Annotated in this window: 17 protein-coding genes; 8 read left to right on the top strand and 9 right to left on the bottom strand. The window is 68.2% G+C overall.

The window, feature by feature from the left end; genetic code table 11:
- Nucleotides 1-3 precede the first annotated feature (3 nt).
- A complete protein-coding gene (locus AC1Q87_RS06480) occupies nucleotides 4-486 on the bottom strand; it encodes an HtaA domain-containing protein (protein WP_492608147.1) in 483 nt (160 codons plus the stop codon).
- Nucleotides 487-626: 140 nt separating this feature from the next.
- On the opposite strand from AC1Q87_RS06480, the gene AC1Q87_RS06475 reads away from it, so the two are divergent.
- From AC1Q87_RS06475 to AC1Q87_RS06460, 4 genes are all read left to right on the top strand, one after another.
- The gene (locus AC1Q87_RS06475) at nucleotides 627-1,625 is read left to right on the top strand and encodes a helix-turn-helix transcriptional regulator (RefSeq protein WP_492608146.1); all 999 of its coding nucleotides are present in this window, start codon (nucleotides 627-629) and stop codon (nucleotides 1,623-1,625) included.
- Nucleotides 1,626-1,803: 178 nt separating this feature from the next.
- Nucleotides 1,804-4,020: a TonB-dependent receptor gene (locus AC1Q87_RS06470; RefSeq protein WP_492608145.1), complete on the top strand. Its 2,217-nt coding sequence runs from the start codon at nucleotides 1,804-1,806 to the stop codon at nucleotides 4,018-4,020.
- 67 nt (nucleotides 4,021-4,087) lie between these two features.
- Nucleotides 4,088-4,705 (top strand): peptidylprolyl isomerase, encoded by a 618-nt coding sequence (locus tag AC1Q87_RS06465; RefSeq protein WP_492608273.1) that lies wholly within the window; start codon nucleotides 4,088-4,090, stop codon nucleotides 4,703-4,705.
- A 10-nt stretch (nucleotides 4,706-4,715) separates the two neighbouring features.
- Nucleotides 4,716-5,147 carry a YybH family protein gene (locus tag AC1Q87_RS06460; RefSeq protein ID WP_492608144.1) on the top strand — a complete coding sequence of 144 codons (432 nt, stop codon included), beginning with the start codon at nucleotides 4,716-4,718 and terminating at the stop codon, nucleotides 5,145-5,147.
- On the opposite strand, the gene AC1Q87_RS06455 is transcribed toward AC1Q87_RS06460, so the two are convergent.
- Together AC1Q87_RS06455 and AC1Q87_RS06450 are read right to left on the bottom strand one after the other, a co-directional pair.
- Nucleotides 5,135-5,815 carry a DsbA family protein gene (locus AC1Q87_RS06455; RefSeq protein ID WP_492608143.1) on the bottom strand — a complete coding sequence of 227 codons (681 nt, stop codon included), beginning with the start codon at nucleotides 5,813-5,815 and terminating at the stop codon, nucleotides 5,135-5,137. The two genes, AC1Q87_RS06460 and AC1Q87_RS06455, sit on opposite strands and share 13 nt — an antisense overlap.
- A 5-nt stretch (nucleotides 5,816-5,820) precedes the next feature.
- A complete protein-coding gene (locus tag AC1Q87_RS06450) occupies nucleotides 5,821-6,738 on the bottom strand; it encodes a LysR substrate-binding domain-containing protein (RefSeq protein ID WP_492608142.1) in 918 nt (305 codons plus the stop codon).
- Between the two features lie 116 nt (nucleotides 6,739-6,854).
- Between AC1Q87_RS06450 and AC1Q87_RS06445 the strand changes: the two genes are divergently transcribed.
- From AC1Q87_RS06445 to AC1Q87_RS06435, 3 genes are all read left to right on the top strand, one after another.
- Nucleotides 6,855-7,613, top strand: coding sequence for a class I SAM-dependent methyltransferase (locus tag AC1Q87_RS06445; protein WP_492608141.1), 759 nt, complete (start codon nucleotides 6,855-6,857; stop codon nucleotides 7,611-7,613).
- A gap of 69 nt (nucleotides 7,614-7,682) precedes the next feature.
- The gene (locus AC1Q87_RS06440; RefSeq protein WP_492608140.1) at nucleotides 7,683-8,732 is read left to right on the top strand and encodes an aldo/keto reductase; all 1,050 of its coding nucleotides are present in this window, start codon (nucleotides 7,683-7,685) and stop codon (nucleotides 8,730-8,732) included.
- Nucleotides 8,733-8,736: 4 nt separating this feature from the next.
- On the top strand, nucleotides 8,737-9,246 hold the full coding sequence (locus AC1Q87_RS06435) for a DUF2478 domain-containing protein (RefSeq protein WP_492608139.1): 510 nt from the start codon (nucleotides 8,737-8,739) through the stop codon (nucleotides 9,244-9,246).
- On the opposite strand, the gene AC1Q87_RS06430 is transcribed toward AC1Q87_RS06435, so the two are convergent.
- Nucleotides 9,243-9,560 carry a hypothetical protein gene (locus AC1Q87_RS06430; RefSeq protein ID WP_492608138.1) on the bottom strand — a complete coding sequence of 106 codons (318 nt, stop codon included), beginning with the start codon at nucleotides 9,558-9,560 and terminating at the stop codon, nucleotides 9,243-9,245. The genes AC1Q87_RS06435 and AC1Q87_RS06430 overlap by 4 nt on opposite strands.
- A 220-nt stretch (nucleotides 9,561-9,780) precedes the next feature.
- On the opposite strand from AC1Q87_RS06430, the gene AC1Q87_RS06425 reads away from it, so the two are divergent.
- On the top strand, nucleotides 9,781-10,680 hold the full coding sequence (locus tag AC1Q87_RS06425; RefSeq protein ID WP_492608137.1) for a beta-1,6-N-acetylglucosaminyltransferase: 900 nt from the start codon (nucleotides 9,781-9,783) through the stop codon (nucleotides 10,678-10,680).
- A 172-nt stretch (nucleotides 10,681-10,852) separates the two neighbouring features.
- Here AC1Q87_RS06425 and AC1Q87_RS06420 read toward each other — a convergent pair whose 3' ends face one another.
- From AC1Q87_RS06420 to AC1Q87_RS06400, 5 genes are all read right to left on the bottom strand, one after another.
- Nucleotides 10,853-12,091 carry a tyrosine-type recombinase/integrase gene (locus tag AC1Q87_RS06420; protein ID WP_492608136.1) on the bottom strand — a complete coding sequence of 413 codons (1,239 nt, stop codon included), beginning with the start codon at nucleotides 12,089-12,091 and terminating at the stop codon, nucleotides 10,853-10,855.
- 214 nt (nucleotides 12,092-12,305) lie between these two features.
- Nucleotides 12,306-12,575, bottom strand: a complete 270-nt coding sequence (locus AC1Q87_RS06415) for a hypothetical protein (RefSeq protein ID WP_492608135.1) — start codon at nucleotides 12,573-12,575, stop codon at nucleotides 12,306-12,308.
- 445 nt (nucleotides 12,576-13,020) lie between these two features.
- Nucleotides 13,021-13,347, bottom strand: coding sequence for a hypothetical protein (locus AC1Q87_RS06410; RefSeq protein ID WP_492608134.1), 327 nt, complete (start codon nucleotides 13,345-13,347; stop codon nucleotides 13,021-13,023).
- The gene (locus AC1Q87_RS06405) at nucleotides 13,347-14,081 is read right to left on the bottom strand and encodes a hypothetical protein (RefSeq protein WP_492608133.1); all 735 of its coding nucleotides are present in this window, start codon (nucleotides 14,079-14,081) and stop codon (nucleotides 13,347-13,349) included. Before AC1Q87_RS06405 ends, AC1Q87_RS06410 begins: the two co-directional genes overlap by 1 nt.
- Nucleotides 14,074-14,418, bottom strand: coding sequence for a hypothetical protein (locus tag AC1Q87_RS06400; protein WP_492608132.1), 345 nt, complete (start codon nucleotides 14,416-14,418; stop codon nucleotides 14,074-14,076). The genes AC1Q87_RS06405 and AC1Q87_RS06400 overlap by 8 nt, the downstream gene beginning before the upstream one ends.
- Nucleotides 14,419-14,487: the final 69 nt, after the last annotated feature.

Here is a 14,487-nt window from a genome sequence, read left to right as displayed (position 1 = left end):
GCGCTACCCCAGCCGCAGGCGCACCGGGTCCAACTCGGTGCGCGGCGCATAGTGATCGCCGAGCAGGCGGCTGCCCTCGATGGACAGGCCAACGGGAATGACGAGTTCGCCCGATGGCTCGGTGACGGCCGCGGCCAGGTCCAGCCGAGCGATCTCGACGCGATAGTCGCGCTTGGCGGTGTCGGCGACGGTGAGGGCCGCGCCCTTGTCGTCGACCTCGATGGCCGGGTCGGCCAGGAACACCGACAGCATGCCGCCATGGGCCTGGAACTTCACCTCGCCGAGAAAGCCGCCGCGGCCTTGCAGGCGCCCGTCGCCGTCCAGGCTCAGCCCGCCGTCCGCGCCGGCGAACACGAACGCGCCGTCCTCCGTGGCCTCGGCGCCGCCGCCGACTTCGGTCGTGCCGCCGGTCATGGCGACATAGTTTCGGAAGCTCTGCTTGACGCCCCACTGGAGCGACGCCGCCGGCTTGTTCTGGTCGCTCATCGTCGACTCCCTCCCCATACCGAGCCCGGAAAGTAACATCTCTCGCCAAACCCGCAGCGATTGCTTGCCGGCGCCGTGACAATTCCTTTGCGGTGCGACAGGTTGCCGGCCGCTGGCCACAGGGCCGGCGCGGGGTGGGTATGGTCGACCTTCTGTCGTCGCGCGCCGAGGTTCGCGACATCTATGACGGGTTCAACGGACACGTGGCCGACGGGCCGCGTTCGCCGCGTCATGGGCCGGCCTCGGCCCGCCTGCCGGTCGAGCACGGCGCTGGTCATTGGGACGTCGTGCGGCTCTACGACTACCTGCTCGTCTGCGTCGCCGACAGCAGCTACGACGACCACTACACCTTGCCGATCCGCGCGCCTGAGGACCTTGTCTCCCTGCGCTTCGTGCTGGCGGGCGGCATCGGCGTGCATGACGACGGGCCCAACGCGGTGCGGATCGAGAAGGGCTACGCCTCGGTCCTCACCCTGCCGGCCGGGCGCGACTACGACCTGCACATCCACGGCCGCGAGCGGCTGGCCTCGCTGACCCTGCATTTCCACGCCGGCAACCTGGCCCGGATCATGGGGCTGGACCCGGACGAACTGCCCAAGCTGCTGCGCGATCTCGACCGGCGGGGGCAGGGGTTCAACCATCTCGGCATGCGGCTGACCCCGGCCATGCACAGCGCCGTCGGCGACATCGTCGGGGCCTCGTTCAAGGGCAATCTCCGCCAGCGCTATCTCGAGGCCAAGGTCATGGAGATGCTCTGCCTGCTGGTCGACACGGTCGAGAGCGGCGAGCAGGGGCCGCGCGCCGCCTCGCCGGTCCGCCGTAGCGAACGCGACAGCCTCTACCAGGCGCGCGAGATCCTGATGGCCGAGTTCGCCGATCCGCCGACCATCGAGGCCCTGGCCCGCCGCGTCGGGCTGAACCGCACCAAGCTGCAGGGCGGTTTCAAGGAGACGTTCGGCGCGACGGTCTTCGATTTCTGCCAGGGCCGGCGCATGGAGAGGGCCAAGGACCTGCTGCGGGAGGGCGGCATGACCATCGCCGAGATCGCCGAATCGGTGGGCTACGAGCACCCGACCAACTTCACCGCCGCGTTCCGCCGCCGGTTCAACGCCGCGCCCAAGGACTTCCGCCGAAGGTAGCGGCGAGGGCGCGCTGCACCTGGGGTTGCCGCCTGGCGGCGACTGATTGCATCGCGCATCAGAATGGCTGCTTGGCGCATCATTCGCAGAAGCGTCACACGCTTATGTTCCCGGCTCGAAATGCGCGCCCGCCGTCTGGAGCGGCATGCGCGCGCCTGTCATTCGGGAGGGGATTCCTATGACCACGAGCACCAAGACGCGCCTGCTGGCGGCGTCGGTTCTGATCTCGGCGACGGCGCTGACCGCCGCGCCGTCCTATGCGCAGTCGGCGCGCGAGAGCGCCGTCGTCGACGAACTCGTCGTCACCGCCCGCAAGCGGACCGAAAGCGTCCTCGATGTGCCGATGAGCATCAACGTCGTCGGCGAGCAGGCGATGAAGAACATGGGCGCCGAGAGCTACACCGCCCTGCTGGGCTCGGTGCCGAGCCTGACCGCCTATCAGAACGGCCCGGGCCGCACGCGCCTGTCGATCCGCGGCGTCACCAACGGCGGCGGCAACGACAACGACACCCAGAACCAGGAGACCGTCGGCATCTACATCGACGAAATCCCGATCTCGATGGGCGCCCTGAACCCGGAACTGGCGCTGTTCGACCTGGAGCGCGTCGAAGTGCTGCGCGGTCCGCAGGGCACGCTCTACGGCGCCGGCTCGATGACCGGCACGGTGCGGATGATCACTCACCGCCCGCAGCTCAACGAGTTCTCGGGCAAGGTCGAGTACGGCGTTTCGAGCGTCAACGAGGGCGGCGACGGCTTCTCGCTGAAGGGCCTGCTCAACGTGCCGGTGGTCAACGACCGCATCGCGATCCGCGCCTCGGGCTACTACACCAAGACCCCGGGCTATATCGACAACGTCACCACCGGCGAGAAGGACCTCAATGACGGTCTGGCCCGCGGCGGCCGCGTCGAGGCCCGCTTCCAGGTCACCGACGACTTCACCGCCGACCTGTCGTACTTCAAGCACCACTACAAGGACGGCGGCCGCCCCGAGGACCTGGAGCGCGTGCCGGGTCTGGCCCGCGACTACACCTCGAGCGACGGCTACGACGACAAGCTCGACATCTACAACCTGACCCTCAACTACGACCTGGGCTTTGCGAACCTGGTCTCGTCGACCTCGTATTTCGATCGCACCACGGTCAACAAGCGCTCGCTGGACGGCCTGCTGGCCGCCTTCCCGGGCGTGAAGCCGAGCCCGCTGGTCGACACCACGGAGTCGACCTACTTCGCCCAGGAGATCCGTCTGGCCTCGCAAGGCGACGGACCGTTCAGCTGGGTGGTCGGCGCCTTCACCGACAAGAAGGACATCTACTATCTGAACACCGTGCCGGTGCCGGGCTTCGACGCCGCCGTGGGCATCAACTCGAACGACTTCGGCGCCCCGACCGACAACCCGTACTGGGGCTACGACGATATCGAGGTGAAGACCTACGCGCTGTTCGGCGAACTGACCTACGAGATCGGCAAGTGGAACGTCACCGGCGGGCTGCGCTACTTCAACTGGGAGCAGAAGTACAAGCTCTACGCCTCGGGCTTCTTCAATGGCGCGATCCCCAGCAATCCGCCGCGCCGCACCTCGAAGGAAGACGGCTTCAACCCGAAGTTCAACGTCTCCTATGACGTGAACGACGACTTCATGGTCTACGCCCAGGCCGCCCGCGGCTTCCGCTACGGCGGCATCAACACCCCGGTGCCGCAGGACGTCTGCGCCGCCGAGCTGGCCGACTTCACCCGCACCGGAACCGACCCCAACGCCTTCGCGGCCGACAAGGTCTGGAGCTACGAGGCGGGCGGCAAGGGCTCGTTCGCCGACGGGCGGGTCCGCGTCAACGGCGCCTACTTCCACCTGGTCTGGGACGACATGCAGACCCAGCGTCGCCTCGACTGCGGCTTCGGCTTCCGCGAGAACGTCGGCGGCGCGACCAGCGACGGCGTCGAACTGGAGGTCACCGCCAACCCGATCCAGGGCCTGACCCTGACGGCCGGCGGCGCCTACATCGACTCCAAGCTCTCGACGGACGTCGTGAACCTCAAGGCCAAGAAGGGCGACAAGGCGCCGTTCGTGCCGGAGTTCACCTTCAGCGGCTCGGCCGAGTACGTGTTCCCGGTCGGCGACGATCTCGACGGCTTCGTCTACGCTGGCTACCAGTACATGGGCGAACGCTTCACCGAATTCAGCCCGCAACTGAGCACCTATCGCAAGATGGACGCCTACAACGTCGTCAACCTGCGCGCCGGCCTCACCCACGAGGGCGTCGAGTTCTCGGTGTTTGCGAACAACGCCCTCGACAGCCGCGGCGTGATCCGCGCGCTGCCGGCCAGCCCGTTCGATCCCGAGGCGCGCATCCGCATCGTGCCGCGCACCGTCGGGGCCAACATCCGGGTGGCGTTCTAGGACCACAGGCCGGCGGGGGCGACCCGCCGGCTTTCCGACCGACCTGAAGGGGAGGGCCGTCTTGGCCGTGCAACTCGTTCGACGCGCCGTGCTGGGCGCGGCTCTCACCCTGGCGATGGCGGGTCATGCGCTCGCCGCGCCGGCCGTACCGGTGGTGATGACCACCGACCTCGGCGTGGTGGAGCTCGAGCTCTATCCGGACAAGGCGCCGGTCACCGTCGCCAACTTCCTGCGCTACGTCGACGAGGGCCGCTTCGAGGGGGCCACCTTCTACCGCGTCGTCCGCGCCGGGACCGACCCGAACCCCAAGGCCCCGATCCAGGTGATCCAGGGCGGCATCGACACCGACGCCCATCGCGGCCAGATGCTGCCGCCGATCGCCCACGAGACCACCGCCATGAGCGGCCTTAGCCACACCGACGGCGTCATCTCGATGGCCCGCGACGGCCCCGGCACCGCGACCTCCGAGTTCTTCGTCACGGTCGGCGACAACACCAGCCTCGACTTCGGCGGCGCCCGCAATCCCGACGGCCAGGGCTATGCCGCCTTCGGCCGGGTGACGAGCGGCATGGACGTCGTCCGCAAGATCCAGTCCCAGCCGTCCGACGCGCCGCCGCCGGTCGTGTTCGTAAAGGGACAGATTCTGGAACGTCCCGTCGAAATCCTGACGATACGGCGCAAATAGGAGCCCGATTGTGAAGTTCAGCGCACTTTCCGCCATCGCCCTGACGATAGGCCTGATGGCCGGTCCGGCCCTCGCCGACGACCGCGCCGACGTCGCCAAGGTGCTGGCCGACGCCAGCGCCGGCTGGAGCCGCGGCGAGCTGGACACCTTCATGGCCAGCTACGAAAAAGCCCCTCAAATCAACTATGTTAGCGGTGGAAAGGTCATTCAGGGCTACGACGCGATCCGGGCCATGTACGCCCCGCGCTTCGCCGACCCGAAGGCCATGCCCAAGCTATCGACCGAGGTCGTCGACTTCGATCCGCTGGGCGCCGACTACGCCGCCGTGATCGGCAGGTTCAATCTCGACCTGCCGAATGGCGAAAAGGCCGCGGGCCTGTTCAGCTTGGTGTTCCACAAGACCGCGGACGGCTGGCGGATCGTCTCCGATCACTCGGGTTGAGGCTTGGGCGGCCCGGCTTTTCGAGCCCGGGCCACTGCCGCGTCCAGCGCCGCGTCGTCCAGTCCGCCCTGGATGAGATAGGGCCCGACCAGATAGGCCGGCGTGCCCTTCAGGCCCAGCGCGAAGGCCTGGTTGCCGTGCGCCGCAAGTTGGCGCTCTATCTCTTTGTCGTATCGAGCTAAATCGGCCTCCAGCCGGTCGGGGTCGAGGCCCGCTTCGGCGGCGATCCGGCGCACCTCGGCCGGGGTCAGCGGCGCGTTGTCGGCCATCAGTGCGCGGTGCATGGCGAGGTACTTGCCCTGCCGCTCGGCGGCCAGCGCCGCCCGCGCCCCGATCGTCGACTGCTCGCCCAGGATCGGCCAGTCCTTGTAGTGCACGCGCACCTTGGGATCGCGTTCGACCAGCCGCTCCAGCGCCGGATCGGTCCGTCGGCAGATCGGGCATCGGTAGTCGGTGTAGAGCACGACCACGACATCGGCGTCGGCCGGCCCGACCCGCGGCGTTCCCGGATCGCCCAGCACGTCGGCGATCACCGGCGTCAGGGTGAGCGGCAGCGCCGGCGGCGGCCGGTTCTGCAGGACGAAGGTGATCGCCAGCCCGACCGCGACCGCGATCGCCAGCACCCGCTTGGGATGGGCGTCGGCCCAGTCGGCGAGAGAATCGAACAACCGCTTCATCTGGCCGGCGTAGGGGCGGGGGCGGAGCCCGTCCAGGGCTCGTCCAGTTCGGCGCGCAGCCAGTCGACGAACAGTCCGGCTTGCGGCGACAGCGGCCGCGTCCGGTGCGGCAGGGCGGCGAATCCGTCGGGAAGGTCCGCGAACTCCGCCACGGCCACCAGACGCCCTGCGGCCAGGTCCGCGTCGGCCAGCCGCCGCTCGGCGACCGCCACGCCCATCCCCGCGGCGGCGGCCTGCAGACAGAGGTGGGTGTGCGGAAAGCTGACCTCGGCCGGCGCCTCGATGGAGAGGCCGGAAACACGGCTCCACTGCGCCCAGGCCCCCACGGTGTGGTCGTGGGCGATCTTTCGCCCGACGTGCAGGACGCCGCCCTGACGTGCGACCGGATAGTCGGGCGCGGCGACCGGCCCGAAGCTGGCGTCGGCCAGCCGGATCGCCCTCGCACGGTCCTCGTCCGGATAGGGCGCGCGGTCCCACAGGATGACCAGATCGGCGTCGCGCTCCTCGCGCATCTCGCGGGCCGAGGTCATTGAGAGTTGCAGCCGAACATCCGGATATCGCTCGGAAAAGCGCGACAGACGCGGGGCCAGCCAGCCCATCGCGAAGCTGGCGCTGCAGGCGATGCGCAGGGCCGGGGCGCGGGCGTCGCGCACGACCTCGGCATAGGCCTCGCCCAGGTCGTCGAAGGCGCGTCCGACCGCCTGGGCCAGCCTGTGACCGGCGGCGTTGGGCGCCAGGCCGGTGCCGACCTTGTCGAACAGCGGGACGCCGGCGTCGAGGCGCAGCGCCTGCAACTGCTTGCTGACCGCGCCGTGGGTGCGGGCGAGTTCCTCGGCGGCCCGGCCGACCGAGCCCAGCCGGGCCACGGCCTCGAAGGCGCGCAGGGCGGAAAGCGGCGGCAGGCGTCGACGCATGACGAACGTCCTCGGTGAATTTGGCTCACCTATAGCACGACCCGAACTCGATTTCTCCGAGCGCGATCACTGACTACGTCTTCCGTCACCCAAGCAAATGTGAGGAGAAGTGACGAATGGCTGTCGGTGGCGATGTCGACTACGAGCAGACCGGCGCGGGCTATGGCGTCCAGCGGCGGCCCGATCCGGTGCTCGCCCAGCGCATTCGCCAGGCCCTTGGGCCGGTGCGGACCGTGCTCAATGTCGGGGCCGGGGCCGGGTCCTACGAGCCGGAAGACTGCCATGTCCTGGCGGTGGAGCCGTCGGCGGTCATGCGGGCGCAACGGCGGCCGGACGCCGGCCTGGCCATCGAGGGCTTCGCCGAGGCCCTGCCGCTCGACGACGACAGCGTCGACGCAGCGATGGCTGTGGCCACCGTCCATCAGTGGCGCGACCTGGCCAAGGGGCTGGCCGAGCTGCGGCGCGTGGCCCGCGGGCCAGTCGTGGTGGCGGCGTTCGACGGCTCGGTGCTGTCGCAGTGGTGGTTCAACGACTATGCGCCCGAACTGCTCGCCGCCGAACGGCGGCGCTATCCGGACATCGGCGTGATCGCGCAGGGCCTCGGCGGCCAGGTGAACATCGAGACCGTGCCGATCGCCGCCGACTGCGTGGACGGGATCACCGAGGCCTTCTACGCCCGGCCCGAGCGCCTGCTGGACCCGGCCGTGCGCCGCGCTCAGTCGTCCTGGGGCTTCGTCGCGCCGGAGGTCGAGCCGAGGTTCGTGGGCGCGCTCTCCGCCGATCTCGCCTCCGGCGCCTGGGACGCGCGCTACGGCCATTGGCGGCGGATGCCGACCTATGACGGCTCACGGCGGCTGATCATCTCGCGTCCCTAGGCGAGGGCCTGTCTTGCGCGTGTCGCGAGCCGATATGTAGGCTGTGGCGACAACGCCGGGAGCCGACGCATGAAGTTCAAGCAGCTTGGCCGGACAGGCCTCTACGTTTCCGAGATCTGCCTGGGGACCATGACCTTCGGCGGCAACGAGGAGGCCGGCATCTGGAAGGCCATCGGCTCGCTGCCGCAGGCGGACGTGGACGCCATCATCGGCAAGGCGCTGGGCGCCGGCGTGAACTTCTTCGACACCGCTGACGTCTACTCGTTCGGGGCGTCGGAGGAGCGGCTCGGCCAATCCCTGAAGAACCTTGGCGTCAAGCGCAGCGACGTCGTGCTGGCGACCAAGGTGTTCGGCCAGATGGGGCCGGGGCCCAACGATCGCGGCGCCTCGCGCGGCCACATCATGGACTCGGTCAAGGCCAGCCTGGAGCGCCTGCAGACCGACCACATCGACCTCTACCAGATCCACGGCAACGACACCGTCACCCCCATCGACGAGACCCTGCGCGCGCTCGACGACCTGATCAGCCAAGGGCTGGTCCGTTACGTCGGCGTCTCCAACTGGTCGGCCTGGAAGATCGCCAAGGCGCTGGGGGTGTCCGAGGCCAAAGGCTACGCCCGCTTCGAAACCCTGCAGGCCTACTACACCATCGCCGGCCGCGACCTGGAGCGCGAGCTGGTCCCGATGCTGACCTCGGAACAGCTCGGTCTGATGGTCTGGTCGCCGCTGGCCGGCGGGCTGCTGTCGGGCAAGTTCGGGCCTGGCTCGAACAATCCGGAGAACGCCCGGCGCACCAACTTCGACTTCCCGCCGGTCAACCTCGATCGCGCCTGGAGCTGCGTTGAGGTCATGCGAGAGGTGGCGCAGACGCACGGGGCTTCGGTGGCCCGTGTGGCGTTGGCTTGGCTGCTGGCCAAGCCGCACGTGATGAGCGTGATCATCGGCGCCAGGACCGTCGAGCAGCTCGACGACAACCTCGCCGCCGTCGACCTCGAGCTGACGCCCGAGGAGATCCAGCGCCTCGACGAGGTCAGCGAACTGCCGGCCGAGTATCCGGGCTGGATGTTCGCCCGCCAGGGCGGCGCGCGGGTGCCGACGCCGTTCACGCCGAAGGCCTGAGGTGGTGGCGCCCCCTCCAGCGCCGATAGCCGTCGTACGCGGCGCGCCGACCCCGCAGGTTCAGGCGCTGTTCGCCGCCTTCGCGGCCCAGTTGGGACCGCAGGTGCGCGTCGCCGGCGTAGTCGAAGAGGAGCCGGCGCCCGGCCATGCCCAGCTGCGCAGCTTGGCCGATGGTCGCCGCTTCGAGGTGTTCCAGGCGCTTGGCCGCGGCTCCAGCGCCTGCAGCGTCGATGCGGGCAGCATCGTGACCGCCTGCGAGGCGGTGCGCGGCGACATCGCCGCGGGCTGCGACCTTGTGGTGCTCAGCAAGTTCGGACGGCTCGAATCCGAACGGACCGGCCTTAGCGACGCCTTCGCCGCCGGGTTGGAGGCCCAGGTCCCGATCCTGACGTCAGTGGCCCCCAAGTTCGACCCGGTTTGGGCCGCGTTCGCCGCGCCGCTGTTCGTGATGCTGCCGCCGCAGCTGGAGGCGGTCGACGCCTGGTGGCGCGCCCTGGAGCGGCGGGCCGCCTAGTCGCGCAGGCGCCGGCGCAGCCGCATGGCCTCGCGCTCGTCCACCCCCGGCGGATAGGCCAGGCAGGCGTCCCAGCGCCGCGTTCCGCACCGCGCGCAGGCCGCCTTGATCCGCGTCGCCACGTCGGCCACCGGCGTCTGCAGGCCGCCGTCGCCCAGGGTGTAGAGCCGGTGCGCGATCCTCAGCGGATCATACCGCCGCCGCCAGCCGCATCCGCCGCACGAGAGCAGCACGACGCATCCGGGAAAGTACCGGGCTTGGTCGAGACGGGGCGCGGGCAGGGGAAGCTTGCGATCGGTCGCCAGGGGAAGCATGGCGCAATGAAAACAAAACAGGAACAAATGCGCCACGGCCCCAGGGTGGCCGTCGGCGGCGCGGCGCCACCCACCGTAGTGGACGCGAAAGTCGCCCAACTTTCGCAAGTGCAACTGCCGTCCGTCGCGCGGGTATGCTGGAAGTCCGGAGAATTCGCAATTGAGCTAGACCGCACACTGCGTCAGTGTTCGTCGTCACCAGGGGCGCGAAGGTATCCGCATGCGGATGATCTACATGGTGCTGGCGCATGAGGGCAGGCCGCAGCTCGACGCATTAGTTGAGCAGCTGGCGCCGACGGGCAGTCTAGACAAGGTCGTCATTCATGCCGACCGGCGTTCAAGCCTTTGGCGAAGTCTGCGGGACGACCCGCCCGGCGATCCCCAGCGCGTCGAGGTGCTCGACAATCCGGTCGCCTCGCGGTGGGGGCATCGAAGCCTGATCGATGCGATCTCGATGCTCATCGACCGGGCGATCGATTTCGAGTGCGACTATGCGCACCTGATCAGCGGCTCCGACTGGCCGGTGGCCTCGCGGCAGGACATCGTGCGCGAGCTCAAGGCCTCCGAGCAGCCGCTTTGCTACATCGAGGCCGAGTGCGGACGGGAAGAGGAGCGGATGCAGGGCTTCCGCTTCGACGCGCGGTGGCTACGGCCCGACCCCGTCCGCGAGCGCCTTGCCTACCGGTTCAAGCCGGCGATCGCGTGGCTGGCCCAAACCCTTGACGGGGCCCGCCGCCAGTTGCTCGGCGAGCGTTCGCGGCCCTGGGGGCGTTGGTTCAAGGGCGAGACTTGGTGGTCGCTGCCCAACGAGGCGCTGCAGGTGGTCGCGCTCGAGCTACGGCGGGTGAGGTCCACCAGCCGCCTGATCGGCACCTACATCTGCGAGGAGCATGTCGTCCAGACGATCATCGCCGCTCGCTTTCCGGACCGCCTGGCCGATAGCCGGCGCTATATCGACTGGACCGATTGCGGCGACAGTCCGCGTCTGCTGGAGCGCAGCGACGAGAAGGCCATCGTCGACAGCGGCCATTGGTTCGCCCGGAAATTCGCGCTCGCGCACGACGATTTCTTCCTGCGCCTGCCGCCTTACGGCCGGCCCGCGACCGTCATCAACGGCTGATGAATCAAGGGAAGAAAATGGTGGATGCGACAGGGATTGAACCTGTGACCCCCTCGGTGTGAACGAGGTGGATACTAGAGCAAAGCTTTACGCTGCTTGGGATCGGCGTTCACTACTTTCCACTTTCGTTCACGCTGAAATGCAACGTTCCTGGCAAGTTTCTGGCAAGTGATCACCGACCTGCGACGCCGGCCGCCGCCGCTTGATAGTCGGGCCGATGGTGGCCGTAGTGCTTCTCCAGCACCGCGGCGGTCATGCCTGTGAAGCCGGCGGCCTCCCACGTCTCGACGCCGGCCTCCATGAGCCACGTCGCGCAGGTATGGCGCAGCCAGTGCGGGGTGATCTCGGCGGGCAGCCCAGCGTCGCGGACGGTCGCGGCGAAGCCCTTGTTGATCTTGGACGTGATCGGCTCGCCGCCATGGTGGATGACGGCGTTGATGGGGTGCTCTCGCCCGTCGCTGCGGCGGTCGTCCTGGGCCTTCCAGCGGCGCATGTGGCCGAGCAGGCGCAGCGGGATCTTCACGACCGGCCGGCGCTTGTTGGCGCGCTCCTGCTCGCGCTTGCCGCGGCGCCAGATCATCCCCTTGTCGAGGTCTACCCACGCCTGGACGGGTGACTCCTGCCATAGCAGCGCGAGGTTCACGGCCGAGCGGCTGCCCACGTAGTAGCCGAGCACGATGAAGCGCTTCAGGTGCGCGCGGTTGGCTGGGCCGCTGTCGCGCAGCCTGACCCACTTCGGCCGGCCGCTGGGGTGCTTGTCGCCGGTAATGCGGTATCCACGCGCCGCCATGAGCAAACGGGCCGCCTGGGCGCGCGTGAGGGCGTCTCGCGGGCTTTCCGGCTTCTCTGGGAGCCAGACCTTCGGTCGGGTCGTCAGCGTGTCCTCTGCGTGCCAGTAGCCGATCGCTGCGGACAGCGTTTCAAGCTCACGCCGCGCGGTCTGCGGCGATACGAGCCGCGGAGCTTCGCGCTTGGCCGCGCCGCCGGCCGGCTGGGCGCAGCGGTGCTCGACGTACTCCTTGCAGGACGAGCGCTTGACCTCGATCAGGTACTTGCCGCCCCACCAGGCCGTCAGGTGCTTGATGAAGCCCGCGGTGCTGACCGGATCGGCGGCGAGCTCCGGCGCCCGCTCCATGGCGTAGAGCGCCAGAACCTCCGCTACGCCGACTTGAGCGGGATCACGTTTGCTTCGGACCGTTTCGCCGGCCTCCGGCGACCACTTGCTGGCGATATACTGCGCGAGCTGTTCTTCCGCGCCGCCAGGGCCTGACAGGCGATCATAGCCGCAGCCTGTGCTGATCTGAGTCTGTCCGTCTCGGATGACCCAGACGTCGGGGAGGGTCCGGCCGCTTTTCGAGTCGATCCGGCCTGTGCGGAAATAGAGGCGCGGGCCTTTGGCGCGACGGGACATTGGAACAGCGCCTTCAGTTGGGCCGGGGTCACATAGAACTTCCCCGCCACCTCGGCGGGCGTCAACCGGCCCTTGCGGATCTCGGTGCGGAGCATGGGGACGGTCAGCGGTAGCTCGAGCGAGAAAACCGCCACCGCCTCGTCCAGGCGCATAGGCGCGTCATCGGGCCAATCGGCCGGCGACGGGCGCTGCTGGACGCGTGCTAAGGCTCGGCTCATCCCCCGCCTCCAGTATCGTGGGTGGCGCTTCCGATCAGGCGAGCGATCCGAGACTTGGCGACGGCCTCCTCATGGATGTGACGCTCTAAACCCACCATCAGTTTGTCGATGGTTGCAGGGTCGCCTTGCGCGAAGATGGCTGCCGTGAAAGCGAGGCGCGACGCCAAGCTTTCTATCACCGCCGCCATGCGGTCAGTATCTCCACGAGCCGCAGACACCTCAGCGGCGACGAGCTTTCCGAGTTGGTTATCAAACGAGGCGCTCATTACCGGTCTCCTGCGTCCTGGGGTGCTGGGGGGAGGGAAAGACCGCCGGTGCCAATTTCGCAGCCGTCCTCCAGCGGGATCTTGCGTTCGAACCACGCGCGCAGTTCAGCCATGGCCGCTTCGGTCCGCGGGCGCGGGCACAGGAGAGACGAGCACTCTTCGAGCGCTACCTTCCGACAGTGCTTCAGTTCGCAGCGCGTAGACGCGACTAGAGCCATCTACCGCCCTCCCTCGTGGTGAGGAGGAAGGGGAAGGGGAAGGGGTTCATCCCGGGAACCTTCACCTTCGATCACTGGTCGCTCGGTGCCGTGGCCCTCGCGAACACCGAGACCCATGAGGTAGCCGACGCAGAATGCCTCCCGCTGATCCCGATTTTCCGGGTGCGCCGCCAACGACAGTCGGAGCGCCGTGCGATAGGGCTCGTCGAGCAGGAGCGCTGTCCTTGTCACTGCTCTGCCTCCAGAGCCGCAAGTTCGGCCTGCAACTGCACGCGTCGCGCGGTTGCTGACGCCTTCTCCACGTAGGCGTTGCAGGTCGCCGCACGCCAGGACGGTCCCCGGCTCATGCCGTTGACGTTGCGCTCTCTCGGGCACTCGCGGCTCTTCATCCACTTGTCGCAGTCGCCGCACTCGCGGCCCGTCGAGAAGATGTCCCGCCGAAGCTCGCGCATCCTATGGATACGTTGGGTGTGCTTGGAGAGCGCATCCGCCCAGGCCCAAACCTCCCGGCCGTCTGCGGAGATGTTCGTTGGCAGTTGGGGCGCTTGATCCATCAGCCGCGCCCTCCATCGGAGTGCTGGTCCTGTGACCGGCTAGCCGGCGAAAGGTCACCGCGTGATGCCGTATCCTCTTCCTCCCCCCCACCTAAGGACGAGGAGAAGAGGGAGAGGATGGTGTCAGCCTTGATCAGCGAAGCCTCGTAGGCGTCCTGGAAGATGCTGGCGATCTCTTCATCAACGCGGCCGTCTTCGAGCAGGTACTCTTCCCAGGCTTCAGGATCGACCAGCCTCGCCACCTCTTCCCTGCTCGGCATAGGGCTGGAGAGGGCGTCAGACGTCTTCGCTATCGATGTTGTCGGCATAGATGACAGGTGCGAGGAAGGCGACAACGAGGACGAGTAGGCTTGCCGCCGCAATGAGGTCTGCCGGGTCCATCTATCACTCCATTGATGCTCGGTCGGCTTCGCTTCGGTCCATCCGGTTTCGTCGATGTAGGCTTGCGCATCCTGCTCACGCGCGAACCTGAGCGCCTTGTTGCTGTCCTTGGTCCAGCCGAACCCGTCTTCGGGAAGCCCCAGGCCCCACCACTCGGCCTTGAACTCGCCCGTTCGGCTATTCCAGCCCTCGACAAGCCAAGCCACCGCCTCCCCGCTGGAGAGGGCTTCTAGGCGGGAAAGGGCGTGCCAGCATTTCACCGCATAGGGCGTACCGCCGATGATCTCGCCTCGGCCCAGGCGGGCGCCCAAGTCGGTCAGCAGTTCGATGTAATCTCGTGACAGGTCACCCACGGTCGCCCCCTCCTTGATCTTGGGAGGCGAGGGCGGCGCGCACCTCGGCGTCGGATGTGTACGAGCCATGCAGGCCAGTCAGGACGCGCACGGCTGTCAGGCCAGGAAAGCCCCGAATGCCGCCTTCGGGCTTCGGACGCACCTGCCGCGTGTGCCAGTCCGTCTCGACGATGTGCAGCAGCGCGGCGCGATACTTGGCGCTCTCCTCTTGGAGGCGGAAGAGTTCGGCCTTGATCATACGGGCGTCATCGCGCGAGAAGCGGACGCCACCCCAACGCGCGGGCTCATCCACGAAGATCGCAAGGCGTTCCACCGCCCCCTTCAGGTCATGTCCCATGGGTCAGCGAGGCTCCTGTAGGGCGGCTTGCTTGATCGCGTCCGTTCGTCGTTCGTAAGCGGCGAGGGC

This window comes from Phenylobacterium sp. GW823-FHT02A09 (genome assembly GCF_058797775.1).
Note: the sequence above shows the minus strand (reverse complement) of the source record. Positions and strands in the feature narration are given on the sequence as shown.